Source organism: Amycolatopsis marina (assembly GCF_900111885.1).
Lineage (GTDB): Bacteria > Actinomycetota > Actinomycetes > Mycobacteriales > Pseudonocardiaceae > Amycolatopsis > Amycolatopsis marina.
Genome location: NZ_FOKG01000002.1, coordinates 417444 through 433503, shown reverse-complemented (window position 1 = coordinate 433503; position 16060 = coordinate 417444). Strand labels below are relative to the sequence as shown.

Sequence of the window (16060 nt, the reverse complement as noted above, 5' to 3'; positions counted from 1 at the left end):
CGCTCCACAGACTGCAGCCGCCCAAACAGGATCGATCTTCGCCGGGAAAGCCCCGGCACCACCACGTTTCCCCCTGAACTAGTCACCCCACAATTGTATGGAGGGGGCCCGACAGAAACCGGCGCAGCCGGTCTCGTTCCCTGGGTAATTGGCGCTACCGGCCACTCCGAAAGGGTGATGCGTGGAGCGACAATTGCGCAGGGCGCGCCGAAGGCGAGCCCGAAACCCCACCACCCCACCCCCGAAAACGCGCACAAACCGCAAACACCCGCGCACAAACCGCAAACACCCGCGCACAAACCGCAAACACCCGCGCACAAAGTGCAAAGTCAGGTGGGGGCGGCTTGTTGGTGGAGTGCTTCGTCGGCGGAGTGCAGTGCGAGTTGGACGGCGCCGAGTACGACGGCTTCCTGGCCGATGGTGGAGGCTTCGATTCGGGGGGTGCGAATGCAGACACGGTCGATGTGGGTGCGGAGCCTGGGCAGGAGCAGGTCGCCTGCGGCGGCGAGGCCGCCACCGATGATGATCATCTCCGGGTCGACGGTCAGGGTCATCGCGGCGGCGTGCTGGGCGAGCACGGCGCAGAAGTCGTCGATGATCGTGAGTGCGCCCGCGTCACCGGCGCGGGCCGCGGTGATGATCCGGTCGGTGACCTCGTGGTGGCGGTCGGTGAGGGATTCGGTCGTGGCGGGTCCGAGGAGCAGCTCCCTGCAACGTTCCCATTTCTGTGGATCGAGTAGGCCGATCTCGCCCGCGGCGCCGCCGAAACCACGGTGCACCCGGCCGCCGAGAACGAGTCCGGCGCCGATCCGACGGCCGATCAGCAGGTAGATCAGGTCGTCGACGTCCTGGGCGACGCCGTGTCCGCGTTCGGCCATGGCGGCCAGGTTGGCGTCGTTGTCCACGAGAACGGTGCAGTGGAACGAGCGCGAGAGCTTGCGTGCCAGCGGAAGCCCGACCCAGCCGGGGAGCACCGTCGAGACGGTCACGTTTCCGTCCGCGTCAATGATGCCGGGGCTGCCCACGCCCACGGCCATCAGCCGGGAGCGCTCGACGCGTCCGGCGGCCAGGCACTTCGCCGCCACTTTGCGTACCACGGCGACCCTGCTCTCGGCGTCGAGTTGCGGGTCGACCTGTGTCTCGTGCGTGTGGATGGTCCGTCCGTTGAGATCCGCGAGCCTGCCGAGGACGCGGTGCGCGCCGACGTCGAAACCGAGCACGTACCCGCTGTCCGCGCGGAAGACGTACCGGCGCGCTGGGCGTCCGACCCGGCGTTCGGCTTCCGCCTGCAGTTCCGAGGCCCATCCCTGCTCGACCAGATCCGCGATCGCCGCCTCCACCGTCGGCCGGGAGAGGCCGGTGCTCGCGGCCATGTCCGTGAGGGTGGCCGGGCTCGACTCGCGCAACGCGGACAGCACCGCGACCGAGTTGATCAGCCGCAACAAGGACTGATCGCCGCTGGTTGCACGTGGTTTCGACACAACACTCCCTTGACCGCCGACGAGCGGAATGGTAGACCATCGCAGACTAATTAAAAGAAGTTTCATTAATAATACGACCCATGGGGAGGGCCCGCGTGTCGAGGCCGGTGACCATCGCGATCGTCGGGGCTGGTTCCCGGGGCAGCACCTACGCCGCCTGTGCTGCCAGGGGCAGGCATCCGGCACGCGTCGTCGCCGTGGCCGAGCCACGGCAGCAGGCCAGGAACGAGCTCGCTCGGGAGCACGACATCCCCGCCGAATCGGTCTTTCACGACTGGCGCGAGCTGGTCACCCGGCCGAAGGTCGCGGATATCGCGGTGATCGCGACCCAGGACAGGGCGCATGTGGAGCCGGCCATCGAACTCGCCCGCCGGGGTTACCACCTGCTGCTGGAGAAGCCGATGGCGACCACGGAGGCTGACGCCGTCCGGCTCGTGCGTGCGGCGGAGGAAGCCGGAGTCATGCTCGCCGTCTGCCACGTCCTTCGGTACACGCCGTACTCCAGGGCCCTGAAGGACATAGTGGACAGTGGACGCATCGGTGACGTGGTGAGTGTGGAGCACCTCGAGCCCGTCGGCTGGTGGCACCACGCCCATTCCTACGTGCGGGGGAACTGGCGGCGGGAGGACGAGTCGACATTCATGCTGATGGCCAAGTCCTGTCATGACCTGGACTGGCTGGCATTCATCATCGGCAGACCCGCCGTCCGGGTTTCCTCGTTCGGCGGGCTCTACGAGTTCCGTCCGGAGCGCAAGCCTGCGGGCGCGGCGGATCGGTGCGTCGAGTGCGAGGTGGAAGCCTCCTGTCCCTACTCGGCGCTGCGGATCTACCTGCCGCTGGTGAAGCAGCCGGAGCGGACCTGGCCGCTGTCGGTGATCACCGACGACCGCAGCGAGGCGGGCGTATGGGCGGCCCTGCGCGACGGTCCATACGGGCGTTGTGTCTACGCCTGTGACAACGACGTCGTGGACCACCAGGTGGTCGACATCGAGTACACCGACGGCGTGACCGCGTCCTTCACCATGACCGCCTTCGCCCCGGTAAGCCACCGCAAGACGCGCATCTTCGGCACCCGCGGCTCCATCGAGGGCGACGGGGAAAGGATCACGCTGCACGACTTCCTCAACGGAACCGAGGTCGTCGACACCCAGGCGGGAGGCGCCACGGCAGACGACGGGCACGGCGGCGGTGATCAGGGAATCGTCGACGCCTTCGTCGCGGCCGTGGCCAGTGGGGACTCGACCAAGATCCTGACAAGTGGCCGGGGCAGCCTCGAGACCCATCGACTGGTCTGGGCCGCGGAACGGTCTCGCCGCACGGGAACGGTCGTTCAGCTGACGGAAGCACCAGCAACAGCACCGGAGGTAGCAGGATGAGAAAGGCAGTGATCGCGACGCTCGCGGTCAGCGCGTTCGTCGCCACGGCGTGTGGTGGTGAGACCGCGGAATCCGACTCGGCCGCGACCGAGGGGCGGGGGCCCATCACATTCGCGACCCTCAAGGACGGCACCGGTACCGTGCCGGAGCTGGTGCGAGCCTGGAATGCCGAGCATCCGGAAGAAAAGGTCACGATCGTCGACCTTCCCGAAGGAGCCGACGGCCAGCGGCAGCAACTCGTCCAGCAGGCGCAGACGAAGTCCGACGCATACGACGTCATCACCATCGACCTGCCGTGGACGGCCGAGTTCGCGGCTCGCAGATGGGTCACCGAACTGCCACCGGAGCAGTTCGATGTGGACGGTTTCATCGACACCCCGCTCGAAGGCTCGAAGTACCGGGACAAGCTCTACTCGATTCCACACTTCACCGGTGCCGGAATGCTCTACTACCGCAAGGACCTGCTGGATAAGGCGGGAGTCGAAGTCCCGGAGACCTGGTCTGAGGTCGAGTCCGTCTGTCAGAAGGTGCTCGCACTGCCGGAGGCCAAGGACGCCTCCTGCTACGCGGGCCAGTTCGACAAGTACGAGGGCCTGACGGTGAACTTCTCCGAGGCCGTCGGTTCGGCCGGTGGACAGGTCACCGACGACAAGGGCAACCCGCAGCTCGACACCCCGGCGGCCAAGGCCGGCCTCGAATTCCTGGTGAACGGCTTCAGCAGCGGCTTGTTCCCACAGGAGGCCATCACCTTCAAGGAGGAGGAGGGCCGCAGGGCGTTCCAGCAGGGCGATCTCGTCTTCCATCGCAACTGGGCGTACATCTACGCGCTGATGAACGCGGAGGACGGATCGTCCGAGGTGGCGGGCAAGTTCGACGTTTCGGTGCTGCCGGGTGCCTCCGGTCCCGGCGCTGCCACGCTCGGCGGGAACAACCTCGCGGTCTCGTCGTTCTCCGCCAAGCAGGCGACCGCACGGGACTTCATCGCCTATCTGACCAGCCAGCCCACCCAGCGCACGCACGCGGAAGGATCGGCCTACCCGATGACCAGGTCGGCCATCTACGAGGACCCGGAACTGCGGGAGCAGTACCCCTACCTCCCCGTGCTGGCCGAGGCCATCGACAACGCCGTGCCTCGGCCGTCGCTTGTCCGATACGGAGACGCCTCCGCCAGCATCCAGGAGAACGTCTACGCGGCGCTCAACGGAGACATCTCGGTGGACCAGGCACTGTCGACAATGCAGCAACAGCTGACCGAGATCGCCCAGGACTCCTGAGCAGATGACCACCGTCGCACGCGCCGGGAGGACGGCAGCGCTACTGCTGTCGCCGACCTTCCTCGTACTCGGGCTGGTGGTCGGCTACCCGTTGCTGGCCGCGCTACGCGAGTCGTTGTACCGCAGTGGTGACGAGCTCGACGAGTCCGGGTTCGTCGTGTCCGGCGACAGGTTCGTCGGCCTGGACAACTTCACGAACGCACTGGGACCGGCGGGCGAGCGGTTCTGGAACGCGTTCGCGAACACCACGCTGTTCACCGTCACCACGGTCACGGCCGAGGTCGTGATCGGTACCGCGATGGCCGTCGTGATGCACCGGGCCATGCGCGGCCGTGGCCTGGTGCGAGCCTCGATCCTGGTCCCATGGGCGGTTCCCACCGCGGTCGCAGGGCTGTTGTGGCGCTGGATCTTCCAGGCCGACGGAGTCGCGAACTCGGTGCTCGGTACCGAGTTGCTGTGGACCTCCGACGGCTGGCCGGCCAAACTCGCCGTGATCATCGCCGACACGTGGAAGACGGCGCCGTTCGTGGGCCTGCTCGTGCTCGCCGGTCTGCAGCTCATTCCCGGTGACGTCTACGAGGCCGCTCGATTGGACGGGGCGACCGCGTGGCAGCAGTTCCGCCGCGTGACCCTGCCCCTGGTCCGGCCCGCGCTGCTCGTCGCGGTGCTGTTCCGGCTGTTGGACGCGTTGCGGATGTTCGACCTGCCGTTCGTGCTGATCGGTCCGCAGAAGGGATCGGTGGAGACGTTGTCGATGCTGGCGTGGGACGAGGCCAACCAGGTCCGCTACGGGCCCGCGGCGGCGTACGCGGTTCTGCTGTTCGTGTATGTCGCGATCGTGGCCTTCGTGTTCGTCCGGTTGCTCGGTGCCGACCTGCTCGGTGAGCGGCGCGCCCAGCGGCAGGCGGGGATGGCCGGATGAGCACACGGGTGAACACGCGACCGCGGGCGGGACGAGCTCGGCGCTGGCTGCCGTATCTCGGTGTCGCGGTGATCGTCGCCTACTGCCTCGCTCCGTTCTACTGGATGGTCGTGTCGAGTTTTCGGCGCACCAACGACATCTTCGACATGTCGGCCCTGCCGTCGCCGTGGTCGCTGGAGAACTACCGGGCGGTGTTCAGCGGTGACAACGAGTTCGGCAGGGCGCTGCTGAACAGCTTCGTCGTCGCCGGGGTGACCACGATCGGGACCGTGGTGCTCGCGACGTTCGCGGCGTACGCACTCGCCCGGCTGACCTTCCGGTTCAAGAACGCCGTCCTCGCGGTGGTCATCGCCACCTCGATGTTTCCCGGGATTTCACTGCTCGTGCCCCTGTTGAAGCTGTTCACGGACATCGGCTGGATCAACACTTACCAGTCGATGATCGTGCCGAACCTGTCCTTCGCCCTGCCACTGGCGATCTGGTACCTGACCACGTTCTTCCGGCAGTTGCCCGCGGAGCTCGAGGAGGCGGCTCGAGTGGACGGATGCAGCCGGGGACAGGCGTTCCGGAAGGTGATCCTGCCGATCGCCGTTCCCGGGGTCTTCACGACCGCGATCATCGTGTTCGTCGTGGCGTGGAACGAGTTCATCATCGCGCTGACGATGGTGAACCTGCCGGAGATGCAGACCGCGACCGTGCGGATCTCGCAGTTCGTCGGCTTCTCCGGACACGACAGTCCATTTGGGACGAAGATGGCCGCCGGGGTGATCGCAACCGTGCCGTTGGTGATCGCGGTGCTGTTGTTCCAGCGGCGGATCGTTGCCGGGCTCACCTCCGGCGGCGTGAAGTAGAGGATCCGAGATTGGAGCGCACCAGTGAGTGACAGACCCAGCGGCTTCCTGCCCAGCAGGAGGTCCTTCCTCACCATGGCAGGCGTCAGTGCCGCGGCGGTGGCCGCCGGTTCGGGTGTTCCCGCGGGCGCAGGGACTCCCGTGGGAGGTGCCGTCCCCGCGGACCCCTTCCAGCTCGGCGTCGCCTCCGGTGATCCCGAGCCGCACGGCGTCGCACTGTGGACCCGCTTGGCGCCTCGGCCGCTGGCCGAGGACGGCCATGGTGGAATGCCGTCCCGCCCGGTCCATGTGCACTACGAAGTGGCCGAGGACGAACGGTTCTCCAGGGTGGTGCGCAGGGGAAGGGCCGTCGCGACGCCCGAACTCGCCCACTCGGTGCATCCGGAGGTCGAGGGCCTGCGCCCAGGACGGGAGTACTTCTATCGTTTCCGTGCGGGCAACGAGATCAGCCCGGTAGGCCGCACCCGTACCGCCCCCGACACCCGCGCCGGAGTTGACTCGCTTTCCTTTGCGATGGCGTCCTGCCAGGCCTGGTACCACGGGCACTTCACCGCGTACCGGCACCTCGCGGAGGAGGAGTTGGACGTGGTGTTCTTCCTCGGGGACTACATCTACGAGTACGCCATCAACTCCGGCAATCTCTGGCGCGAAGGAGTGTCCCTGGGGCCGGGACACGACGCCGAGGTGCGGACACTGGAGCAGTACCGCCTGCGCTACTCGCTGTTCAAGAGCGATCCGCACCTGCAGCGGGCGCACGCGCGAGCGCCATGGGTGACGACCTGGGACGACCACGAGGTGCAGAACAACTACGCCGGGCTGAACTCGCAGTACGGGATATCCCGGGAGGACTTCGCCCGCCAGCGGGCGGTGGCCTACCGGGCCTACTACGAGAACATGCCGTTGCGGCGCAAGGCGATTCCCCGAGGGCCGGACATGCGGCTGTACCGGCGGATGGGCTGGGGCCGACTGGCCGACTTCCACGTGCTGGACACCCGGCAGTACCGGGACAACTTCCCCGAGGACCAGGCCGAACGCACAGACCCGAGCCGCTCGATCCTCGGCGCCGAGCAGGAGCGCTGGCTGGTCGACGGGTTACGGAGATCGGGCAGCACCTGGAACGTGCTGGCACAGCAGGTGGTCATGGCGCAGATCGACCGGGACATGGGGCCGGGCAAGACGTTCAGCATGGACCAGTGGGACGGCTTCGCCGCCAACCGGGACCGGGTCTTCGACGCCGTGCGCCGCTTCGGAGTCGACAACCTGGTCGTGCTGAGCGGGGACATCCACCGGCACGTCGCGGCGGAACTGAAGGCGGACTTCACCGATCCGGGCTCGGCCACGATTGGCAGCGAACTCGTGGTCACCTCTGTCGGTTCCGACGGCGACGGCGCACCCACGGACAACTACACGGACCTGTGGCTGAGCAATCCACACGTCAAGTTCTACGACGGCCGCAGGGGGTACGTGCACTGCACGATGACGCCGGAACAGCTGAGTTCGCGGTTCAAGGTCGTGGACCACGTCCGCCGCGACGACACGGCACCGGTCTCCACCGTGGCCCGGTTCGTGACGGAAGCGGGCACCCCCGGACTCAAGCGGGAGGGCTGATGAACGCGAACGTGGCTCCCGTGCGCGACCTGGACGCGGAGAGCGGAATCGGCCGCATCGATGTCACCTGGGGTATCCGGTCCCCGTACCACCCGCTCGTCGATCATTTCGCCGTACACGGCTCCACGCACCCGCGGTTCCACCCCACGGCGGAGAACCTGATCGGCAAGACCATCGACACACATCTACGCCATGAGGGGCTCGGGCCGCGTGGGCAGACGTGGTACTACCGCGTGATGACCGTCGATGCCGCCGGACGGCGCAGCCACCCGGCCGGGCCGCTGCGGGCGAGGACGGTCGAATCCGTCACCGTCGCGGGCACCCCGATCGCGGTGATCGGCGAATTCGACCGCAAGAGCTTGGAGCTGGCGCTGGCACCGGCCGGCTATGCGAGCTACCTGGCTCGTTTTCCGAACGGTGCGGATTACACGCACGGCGTCAGCGCTCCAGGTACGGACTGGCCGTACCTGCATCCCGGACCCGCCGACAGATGGGCAGGCAGCAGGGCACACACGTCCCGACTGCGCTTCCGGCTGCCGTCGGCCCCCGGGCACGACCTGGTTCTCGCGGTGTGGCTGATCGACACCCATGCCAGCATTCCCGGCACGCTCACCGTCTCCTGCAACGATTCCACGGTGGCGGACGTGCCCCTGGAGAAGGGGGCGACGAAGGGGTCGCTGCAGGGCGACGCGACACTGCCCGGAAACCCACTTCGCCCGTCCATTGTGGAGATCTCGCTGCCGGCATCCGGGTTGCGCGCAGGGGAGAACGTGCTCAGCCTGGCGAAGAACTCCGGATCGTGGCACGCCTACGACGCACTGGGTGTGTTCGCGCCCTAGCCGGCTCCCTGACAGTCCGGTGCTACCTTCCGGGCGGGTGACGGCGCGTCGAACCCGCCCGGAAGGAGCTCTGGTGTTCCCCGTCAGACCACTTCGTCCACGGTTTCGCGGGTGTCCCGCTCGTCGCCGGTACGCAGTGCCGTGCGGAACCGGGCCAGTTCCTTCTTGACCACGGGGGCCAGCAGGTACAGGCCGATGATGTTGATCAGTGCGAGCAGGAACAGCACGGCATCGGTGAAGTCCAGCACGCTGCCGAACGTCAGGACCGAGCCGATCACGATGAAGGTGCAGAACATGAGCTGGTAGGAACGCTCGCTGAACTTGCTCTTGCCGAACAGGTAGGTCCAGGCCTTCTGGCCGTAGTAGGCCCAGGTGATCATCGTCGAGATGGCGAAGAGCACCACGGCCAGGGTAAGCACGATCGGGAACCAGGGCAGTGCGGTCTCGAACGCCGAGGAGGTGACGGTGACCCCATCGATGGTCTCTCCGTCCGCGAAGTAGGCGGCCTTGGCGTCGTTCCAGACCTGACTGTTGGCGATGACGATGGTCAGTGCCGTCATCGTGCAGACGACCACGGTGTCGATGAACGGCTCGAGCAGCGCGACATGGCCCTCACTGGCCGGATGCCTGGTCTTCACCGCGGAGTGGGCGATCGGGGCCGAACCCAGTCCTGCCTCGTTGGAGAACGCGGCGCGGGTGAACCCGACGATCAGCGCGCCGATCACGCCACCGACGACACCCTCGCCGGTGAAGGCGCCGGCGAAGATCTCACCGAACGCCGCGGGAACCTCGGTGATGTTGAACAGGATGACGATCATGCACGCGGTGATGTACACGAGCGCCATGGCCGGAACCAGCCTGCTGGTCACCTTGCCGATGGCCCTGATGCCGCCGATGATGACCGCGCCGACGACGACGGCAAGCACGATACCCAGGATCAACGCGGAACCGCCGCCCGCGAGGGGACCGTCCTCGCCGCCGGTGACATTGCGGATCTGCGAGACAGTCTGGTTGGCCTGGAACATGTTGCCGCCGCCGATCCCGAAGAACAGGATCATGATGGCGGCGAGAACCGCCAGCACCCTGCCGACGAGCTTGCCGCCGGCGCCGTGCAGCCGTTCCGCGATGCCCTTGCTCAGATACTGCATCGGTCCACCGGAGACGGTCCCGTCCGAGTGGTGGTCCCGGTAGCGCACCCCGAGTGTGCACTCGACGAATTTGGACGCCATTCCGAGGAGTCCGCAGAGGACCATCCAGAAAGTGGCACCGGCGCCACCGATGGTGACCGCGACACCGACTCCGGCGATGTTGCCGAGGCCGACGGTTCCCGATACGGCCGAACTCAGGGCCTGGAAGTGCGTGATCTCGCCGGGATCGCTGTCCTTGCTGTGCTTGCCGCGGACGACCTGCATTGCCAGCTTGAGGCCGCGCACCTGAATGAATCCCAGGTAGAGCGTGAACACCGCACCCGCGAGGACCAGCCAGGCCACGATCCAGGGAAAGGTGATCCCGAAGACCGAGATCTCCGCGAACACGAAGTCCCCGAGCCCTTGGGCAATCGGTTCGAATGCTGCGTTGATAGTGGCTTCGATTCGCCCGAGCGTGCTCTCCTCCGCCGCCTCTGCGGCCAGTGGTGCGCCGCCGGACACGAACGGAATCGTTGCTAGCTGGTCCATCTCGCTCTCCTCTGTCCCATCGGCACCACAGCGGCCTGCGGTGTTCGCTGGGACTGGTGACTCGTGTTCGGGACACCGTATGTGGCCCACGACACGGAGGTCTTGTGCGATTGGACAGAGAAGGTGGCATCGATGTGGCCGAACGAACCACAACCGTGCGTTCGTCACCAGCCCGACTAGCTTCCGGGCAGATGTTCACCGGTGGCGGCACACTGTCCACAATGCACCGACGCCGGTCGGGCAATCACCGCAGAGACGTCATGAACTCCTCGGGCCGCAGCGCCCGGGACACGATCCTGGTATCCCCGATCCAACCGTAGAAGCCCTGGCCGTAGCGCTCGGCGAACTGGGTGCCGCCGAGCGCGAAGGGTTTGCCCAGGGTGGCGATTCCCTTGGACTCCTCGGCCGGATTGCGCGCGATCTTCGACCCGTCGACGTACATGGTCGTTCGTCGCCCGTCGTTCACTACTGCGATGTGTGTCCACCTGCCTACCGGCAGTGCATGGCTCCACGAGGTGGGGTCGGCGTCCCGGTGCTTCGGGTAGACGACGTACTGCACGAACCGTTCTCCGGAGATGTTGAGGCTGCACGTCGGTTCGTCCTGCGACCAGCCCGCCGTCTTGCCCGCGTCCCCGCTGCGTCCTTCCCAGCTCAGGACTCCCATGAAAGCGTGATCACCCTCGAACGGGTCGGGCAGTTTGAGGAACGTCTCGATCGTGTAGCCGGATTCGAAGGTCATGGAGTTGATCGGCGCGCGCGCCGCCGTGCGCAGCACCGCACCCCGGTCCGGGTTCCGGCCGCCGTCGAAACGCAGGCTCGCATGTGCGGGCTGCGCCACGTGGTGTTCGGCGGACCAGGTCAGCACCTCCGCCGGGCTCGAGTGCAGGCGTCGCGCGGTCAGATCGTTGCCGTTGCCACTGAGGTCGCGCGCGACGGCGCCCGCGAGCAGCGGTGCGCCGTCGGCCGGTGTGCCTGCCAGCCCGGAGCGGTCGAATCGCCAGTAGGCCACCGTTCCACGAGGCAGCACCGCGTCCGCGGGACGAGCGGGCGGTGCGGCTGGCGGGGCGAAACCGGCGAACCGTTGGTCGAAGTCCACCTCGACGCTGAATCTGTCGGCGTCGCCGGTGAGTTCCACGGTCTCGGCTTCCAACGTGGTCCGGTCCTGCGGCCTGCGCGCGAGCAGCCACGGCGAGAACGTCTCGACGTCGACGACGTTGCGGGCGAGGTCGAAGGAGTAGAGCCGAACCATGCCGGCACCTCCGTAGTAGCGATCCTGGTAGTTCGTGAGGTGCAGGTGAACCGGGTTGCCGTGGTCGTTGGTCAGGGTGGTGCGCCCCGGCGGCCAGTAGTGGCCGTTGATTGTGAGGAAGATCTGATCGTTACGGCGGATCAGCCCGTCCCACAGCCGTTGACCATGACCTGAGAGCCGGGCCGAACCCGCTTCGTCGGCCCACACCAGATCGTGGGTGGTCAGGATGGCGGGCAGTGTGCGGTGCCGGTCGATGACCTGCTGAGCCCATCGCATGCCCTGCTCCGACACTCGCCAGTCCAGTGCGAGCAGCAGCCACTGGCGCCCGCCCGCGTCGATCATGTGGTAGCTGTTGTACCCGTCCGGCGAGGATCCGCCGTAGGTGGACATCCGGGCGGAGCGCGCGGGGCCGAAAGTCCGCAAGTACGGGGTCGGGCCCCGCTGGTCGTCGGTGTCGGAGGGCACGTCGTGATTTCCGGTCAGCACGCTGTACGGCAGTTTCCCGTCGATGGCACGGAAAACCTGATCGGCCAGCCGCATCTCCTGCTCGCTGCCGTGTTCGGTGACATCGCCGATCTGCGCCATGAACACGATGTTGTCGGACTTTCGCTGCCGCACCAGGTAGCGCAGGGTCTCCCGCACCGGTTCGTGGTCGGAACCCCCCTCGTCGATGAGGTACTGCGTATCGGGCAGGACGGCGACGGTGAACCGGGGACTTCGCGGATCCGCCTTGCCGGAGCCCGCAGCGGCCGCATTCGCTTCAGCTCCATTGAGGACCGTGGTGGAGGCGACGACGACCGGCGCGCCGATCGCGGCCTGCAGCAGCGTGCGGCGCCCGAAGTCGCGGGGCTGGGGCTCGTCAACCATGGAAATTCTCCCTACGTCAGGACTGCCGGTCAGCTTGCGGCCGGAAACTGGCGACGCTGTGACCGGACGGTGAACGAGGGAGGCTCACCGGCTGAAGGTTCGGCCTTCGCGGTCACGGCAGATCGACGTTGGGTAGTCCCTGGCCGCTTACTGGTGCAGACCTCTGTGGGCTCGAATCCTCAGACCGTCACGAGCGCGCAGGCAAGGCAGACGAACGCTCCCGTCGAGGTCAGGGTGCGGAGATGGTTCCACCGGACCCACCTGGTCTCGAACGCGGAACGCACCGCTGCCGGGTCGGAAATCCGCGCCGGTGGCCCCGCCGAGCCGAGCGCGTTGTTGAGCGGGATGTTGACCCACCCCGTGACGGCCAGAGTCGCCAAGGCCAGCACGAACGCGGCCACGATCCAGGCGAGTGCGGCACCCTTGTCGAGGTGGAGGACTCCGGTGAGGACGGTCAACAACGGTGCACCGACGAAACTGAGCAGGAACCAGGGGTTGACGATCGCCACGTTGATCCGGCTCATCGCGTCCACGAAAGAACGATCCGCACTGCGGCGGAGTCCAGGCATGACGGCGATCGAGAAGGCGTAGAACAACCCGGCCAGCAGGCCGGCCGAGATCGTGGCCGCGACAAGCGTCGCGGTGCGCAGAAACTCGTTCATGCTCAGGTTCCTCGGTTCCAGACGCCGGTCGCCGCGGTGTCGCGCGCATAGTCGGCAAAGTCACGGGGTTCTCGACCGAGTGCTCGCTGGACACCGTCGGCGAGGCTGGCATTGGGGCCGTCGAGAATGTCCTGGAACAGGCTTGTCAACTGCGCGGAGAAGTCCGCCGGAAGCCCCTGTTCGACCATGCCGATCTCGAACTCGCGCGGTGTGAGCGCCAGGTAGTCGATTGTTCGCCCGCAGGCCTCGCCGATCTCCGCGACGGCGTCCGGGAAGGTCAGCAGCCGTGGGCCGGTGACCTCGTAGACCTGCCCCGCGTGACCGGTCTCGGTCAGTGCCGCCGTGGCGACCTCCGCGATGTCCTCGACGTCGATGAACGGTTCGCCTACGTCCGCCGCGGCGAAGGCGACCACACCGGTGCGCACGCCGTCGACGAGGAAGTCCTCACTGAAGTTCTGCGCGAAGAAGCTCGACCGGACGACCGTCCACTCGGTTCCGGAGTCCCGCACAGCCTGCTCGCTGCGCCGGGCCCCGGCCTCACCCCGGCCGCTCAGCAAAACCAGCCGTTCGACTCCGGACTCCGCTGCCAGCTTCGCGAACGAGCGGATCGTGTCGGCGGCTCCCGGAAAGCCGGCATCCGGCGAGTACGCCAGGTAGGCCGAGGTGACGCCGCGCAGCACGGGTTCCCAGGTCGTCTGGTCCGCCCAGTCGAACCGCGGCTCGCCGGACCGGGAACCGGCGCGTGCAGGCAGCTCCAACTCCCGCAGCCGCCGCAGGACGCGGCTCCCGGTCTTGCCCGTACCGCCAAGCACGAGCGTCCTGCCCGGTGCGCGGTTGTTCGTTGTTGTCTCGTTGGTCGGCATGACCTCAGTCAAACCTGCGGTAGTGAGACGGTCCATGGTCCAGAAGCTCGGATCCATGTTTTCGCGTCCAGGACACTAGGCTTCCCCCATGGACGTGTTCGCCGGTCTCCTGGACGGGCCTCGTGCACGGGGCGCCTTCTTGCTCCGTGGCGTCATGGAGCCGCCTTGGTCGATACGGGTGCAGGACGAGGCCCCGCTCACGCTCGTGGCGATGATGCGGGGAATGAGCTGGGTGCTGCCCACGGAAGGGAAACCACGCAGGTTACGCCCCGGCGACCTCGCCATCCTGCGTGGCCCCGAGCCGTACACCGTCGCCGACGATCTCACCTCGCAGCCTCAGGTGATCGTCCATCCTGGACAGACCTGCACCGACCCGCGGGGTGGAACTCTGTCGGCCGAGATGGATCTGGGCGTGCGGACCTGGGGCAACTGCGCAGATGGTTCGACGGTGATGTTGATCGGCACCTACCAGCTGCGCGGTGCCGTGAGCCAGCGGCTGCTCGGTGCGTTGCCTGATCTGGTCGTGCACCCGAGGGAGGCGTGGGACTCGCCGCTGTTGCGGCTGCTCGACACCGAGATCGTCAAGGACGAGCCCGGCCAGGAGGTCGTCCTCGACCGGCTGCTGGATCTGCTGCTCGTCGCGGTTCTGCGGTCCTGGTTCTCCCGGCCCGAAGCCGAGGCGCCTGCCTGGTACCGCGCCCTCGGTGATCCGCTGGTGGGCCACGCGCTACGCCTGCTGCACGCCGATCCGGCGAAGTCGTGGACCGTGGCCACACTGGCGGCCGCGACCGGAGCGTCCCGCGCCGGGCTGGCCCGCAGGTTCACCGAACTGGTCGGTGAACCGCCGATGACCTTCCTCGCCGGGTGGCGGCTCGCCGTGGCCGCCGACCTGCTCCGGGAACCGGACGTCACCATCGGAGCCGTCGCCAGAAAGGTCGGCTACGGCAGTTCCTTCGCGTTGAGCGCCGCGTTCAAGCGAGTGCACGGTGTCAGTCCCGCGCAGTACCGGCTCGCCACTGCAGACGGGTGAGGTGAGCCGGGCGGGACACCACATCACCGCTGTGGATCCTCGCCTCCGCCCGTGTGCCCCTTGCGGGTCACCTCACGCCAGCGCTCCTGCTCCCGGTAGCCGTAGGTGGCCCTGCGGACCGTCTGGTCGTCCTCCAGGCCGGAGCCCACTGCCCCGGCGACCGTGCCGAGCACGCTGGCCATCATCGCCACGGACAGGTAGTCCTGCCAGTCCGCCGGCCTGCCGAGGTTCTGGGCGAGGAAGTCCGGTGGAATGATCAGTGCGGCCGCGGCGCTCGCCAGCAGGACCAAGGACAGGAAGAACGCGACCGTGCCCAGCGTGACGGTGAGTATGGTGCCCGCGTTCCGCAGTCCGGTGCCCGAGGAGCGTCTGCCGCCGGGCAGCGTGCGGCGCTCCCAGAGACTGTGGCCGGCGATGATCCAGGTACTCAACGCGGCGATGGCCACCAGGATGACCCCGATCATCCGCAGTGGGCTCAGCGCCGTGGCGAGTTGCCAGATGCTGGAGTACAGCAGACCGAACGCGACACCGGCCAGGGACCCGGCCAGTGCCGTGGACAACCCGAGCACCAGTTGCCATGGCCGGTTCGCCCGCACCATCCCGGCCAGCAGCCGGATGATCCCGGAACCGGTCTTCCGGACGATCTCGACGGTGACGTCACCGTCGTCCGGTTTGCGCACGCTCGTGGAGTGCCCCATCTCGAGAAAGCTCCGGTCCAGCCGCGGCACGTCCGGCGAGCGGCGACCATCCGGCCGGGGGATCTTGGTGGCGAGGAAGTCGATGATCGGGACGACGGTGTCGCGGGCCCGCTGCCGCAGCCTTAAACCGCCGAGGGCGGGCAGGGAGATCAGGGTGACGCCGTCCTTTCCGCTGACGTCGGCGAGCACGAATCGGTTGTCGCTGCGCACCGGTACATCGGTGATGCACACCGCGAAGTCCCAGTTCGTGTTCCGCACCCGCTCGCGCGCCTTGTCGATCAGCCGGTCGAAGTCCGGTGCCATCGCCTCGAACGGTTCGGCCGTCAGTTCGACCTGCCAGCGAACCCGGTCGCTCACCCGGTCGGCCAGGGCTTTCGGAAGGTCGTCGGCCAGTTGCTGGGCGACCAGCTCGGGCAGGTCTGGATCCGAGATCAGGCCGATGACCACCCGCTCCCGTCCGGACCCTTCGGCCTGCGGCCCACCGGTCTCGGCGTTCTCGTTCTCTCCAGTCCTCACACGGGCAGCGGTACCCGCTCCCGCTACTCCGCAAACGCCACCTGTGCCGAGGCATTGGCTTCGGCACCGCAACTGAGCACTGTGGACTGAGGTACGCCTCCCGCCGAAAGAAGGGTGGACTTCAATGGGCAATTGGTCTAGACAATAT

At 67.2% G+C, this 16060-nt stretch carries 13 protein-coding genes; 7 read left to right on the top strand and 6 right to left on the bottom strand.

The genetic code is table 11. The features are described 5' to 3' along the window. Positions 1–329: 329 nt before the first annotated feature. Positions 330–1481: an ROK family transcriptional regulator gene (locus BM199_RS06190; protein WP_245788181.1), complete on the bottom strand. Its 1152-nt coding sequence runs from the start codon at positions 1479–1481 to the stop codon at positions 330–332. Between the two features lie 95 nt (positions 1482–1576). Here BM199_RS06190 and BM199_RS06185 point away from each other — a divergent pair, with 95 nt between their 5' ends. The 6 genes from BM199_RS06185 (at position 1577) to BM199_RS06160 (ending at position 8351) form a co-directional block, all read left to right on the top strand. Further along, positions 1577–2857 (top strand): Gfo/Idh/MocA family protein, encoded by a 1281-nt coding sequence (locus BM199_RS06185; protein ID WP_091670782.1) that lies wholly within the window; start codon positions 1577–1579, stop codon positions 2855–2857. Next, positions 2854–4131, top strand: a complete 1278-nt coding sequence (locus BM199_RS06180; RefSeq protein WP_091670779.1) for an ABC transporter substrate-binding protein — start codon at positions 2854–2856, stop codon at positions 4129–4131. Before BM199_RS06185 ends, BM199_RS06180 begins: the two co-directional genes overlap by 4 nt. Before the next feature lie 4 nt (positions 4132–4135). After that, positions 4136–5053, top strand: a complete 918-nt coding sequence (locus BM199_RS06175; protein ID WP_091670776.1) for a carbohydrate ABC transporter permease — start codon at positions 4136–4138, stop codon at positions 5051–5053. After that, positions 5050–5904: a carbohydrate ABC transporter permease gene (locus BM199_RS06170; protein ID WP_091670774.1), complete on the top strand. Its 855-nt coding sequence runs from the start codon at positions 5050–5052 to the stop codon at positions 5902–5904. Before BM199_RS06175 ends, BM199_RS06170 begins: the two co-directional genes overlap by 4 nt. Before the next feature lie 75 nt (positions 5905–5979). Further along, a complete protein-coding gene (locus tag BM199_RS06165; protein ID WP_091670771.1) occupies positions 5980–7512 on the top strand; it encodes an alkaline phosphatase D family protein in 1533 nt (510 codons plus the stop codon). Then, positions 7512–8351 carry a polysaccharide lyase family protein gene (locus BM199_RS06160; protein ID WP_091670768.1) on the top strand — a complete coding sequence of 280 codons (840 nt, stop codon included), beginning with the start codon at positions 7512–7514 and terminating at the stop codon, positions 8349–8351. The genes BM199_RS06165 and BM199_RS06160 overlap by 1 nt, the downstream gene beginning before the upstream one ends. Positions 8352–8434: 83 nt before the next feature. Here the strand turns inward: BM199_RS06160 and BM199_RS06155 are convergent, their stop codons facing one another. From BM199_RS06155 to BM199_RS06140, 4 genes are all read right to left on the bottom strand, one after another. Continuing rightward, a complete protein-coding gene (locus BM199_RS06155; RefSeq protein WP_091670765.1) occupies positions 8435–10027 on the bottom strand; it encodes an alanine/glycine:cation symporter family protein in 1593 nt (530 codons plus the stop codon). A 244-nt stretch (positions 10028–10271) separates the two neighbouring features. Next, positions 10272–12143, bottom strand: a complete 1872-nt coding sequence (locus tag BM199_RS06150; RefSeq protein WP_091670762.1) for a LamG-like jellyroll fold domain-containing protein — start codon at positions 12141–12143, stop codon at positions 10272–10274. Between the two features lie 179 nt (positions 12144–12322). After that, the gene (locus BM199_RS06145; RefSeq protein ID WP_091670759.1) at positions 12323–12805 is read right to left on the bottom strand and encodes an anthrone oxygenase family protein; all 483 of its coding nucleotides are present in this window, start codon (positions 12803–12805) and stop codon (positions 12323–12325) included. Between the two features lie 2 nt (positions 12806–12807). Continuing rightward, on the bottom strand, positions 12808–13668 hold the full coding sequence (locus BM199_RS06140) for a Rossmann-fold NAD(P)-binding domain-containing protein (protein ID WP_091670994.1): 861 nt from the start codon (positions 13666–13668) through the stop codon (positions 12808–12810). 88 nt (positions 13669–13756) lie between these two features. On the opposite strand from BM199_RS06140, the gene BM199_RS06135 reads away from it, so the two are divergent. Next, positions 13757–14698 carry an AraC family transcriptional regulator gene (locus BM199_RS06135; RefSeq protein WP_091670757.1) on the top strand — a complete coding sequence of 314 codons (942 nt, stop codon included), beginning with the start codon at positions 13757–13759 and terminating at the stop codon, positions 14696–14698. A 23-nt stretch (positions 14699–14721) separates the two neighbouring features. Here the strand turns inward: BM199_RS06135 and BM199_RS06130 are convergent, their stop codons facing one another. Next, positions 14722–15912 carry a hypothetical protein gene (locus tag BM199_RS06130; RefSeq protein ID WP_091670753.1) on the bottom strand — a complete coding sequence of 397 codons (1191 nt, stop codon included), beginning with the start codon at positions 15910–15912 and terminating at the stop codon, positions 14722–14724. Positions 15913–16060: the final 148 nt, after the last annotated feature.

Bases quoted from the DNA above. Each gene is read 5' to 3' on its own strand.
- BM199_RS06180 (WP_091670779.1), top strand. From the start codon at position 2,854: ATGAGAAAGGCAGTGATCGCGACGCTCGCGGTCAGCGCGTTCGTCGCC.
- BM199_RS06175 (WP_091670776.1), top strand. From the start codon at position 4,136: ATGACCACCGTCGCACGCGCCGGGAGGACGGCAGCGCTACTGCTGTCG.
- BM199_RS06170 (WP_091670774.1), top strand. From the start codon at position 5,050: ATGAGCACACGGGTGAACACGCGACCGCGGGCGGGACGAGCTCGGCGC.
- BM199_RS06165 (WP_091670771.1), top strand. From the start codon at position 5,980: ATGGCAGGCGTCAGTGCCGCGGCGGTGGCCGCCGGTTCGGGTGTTCCC.
- BM199_RS06160 (WP_091670768.1), top strand. From the start codon at position 7,512: ATGAACGCGAACGTGGCTCCCGTGCGCGACCTGGACGCGGAGAGCGGA.
- BM199_RS06155 (WP_091670765.1), bottom strand. From the start codon at position 10,027: ATGGACCAGCTAGCAACGATTCCGTTCGTGTCCGGCGGCGCACCACTG.
- BM199_RS06150 (WP_091670762.1), bottom strand. From the start codon at position 12,143: ATGGTTGACGAGCCCCAGCCCCGCGACTTCGGGCGCCGCACGCTGCTG.
- BM199_RS06145 (WP_091670759.1), bottom strand. From the start codon at position 12,805: ATGAACGAGTTTCTGCGCACCGCGACGCTTGTCGCGGCCACGATCTCG.
- BM199_RS06140 (WP_091670994.1), bottom strand. From the start codon at position 13,668: ATGCCGACCAACGAGACAACAACGAACAACCGCGCACCGGGCAGGACG.
- BM199_RS06135 (WP_091670757.1), top strand. From the start codon at position 13,757: ATGGACGTGTTCGCCGGTCTCCTGGACGGGCCTCGTGCACGGGGCGCC.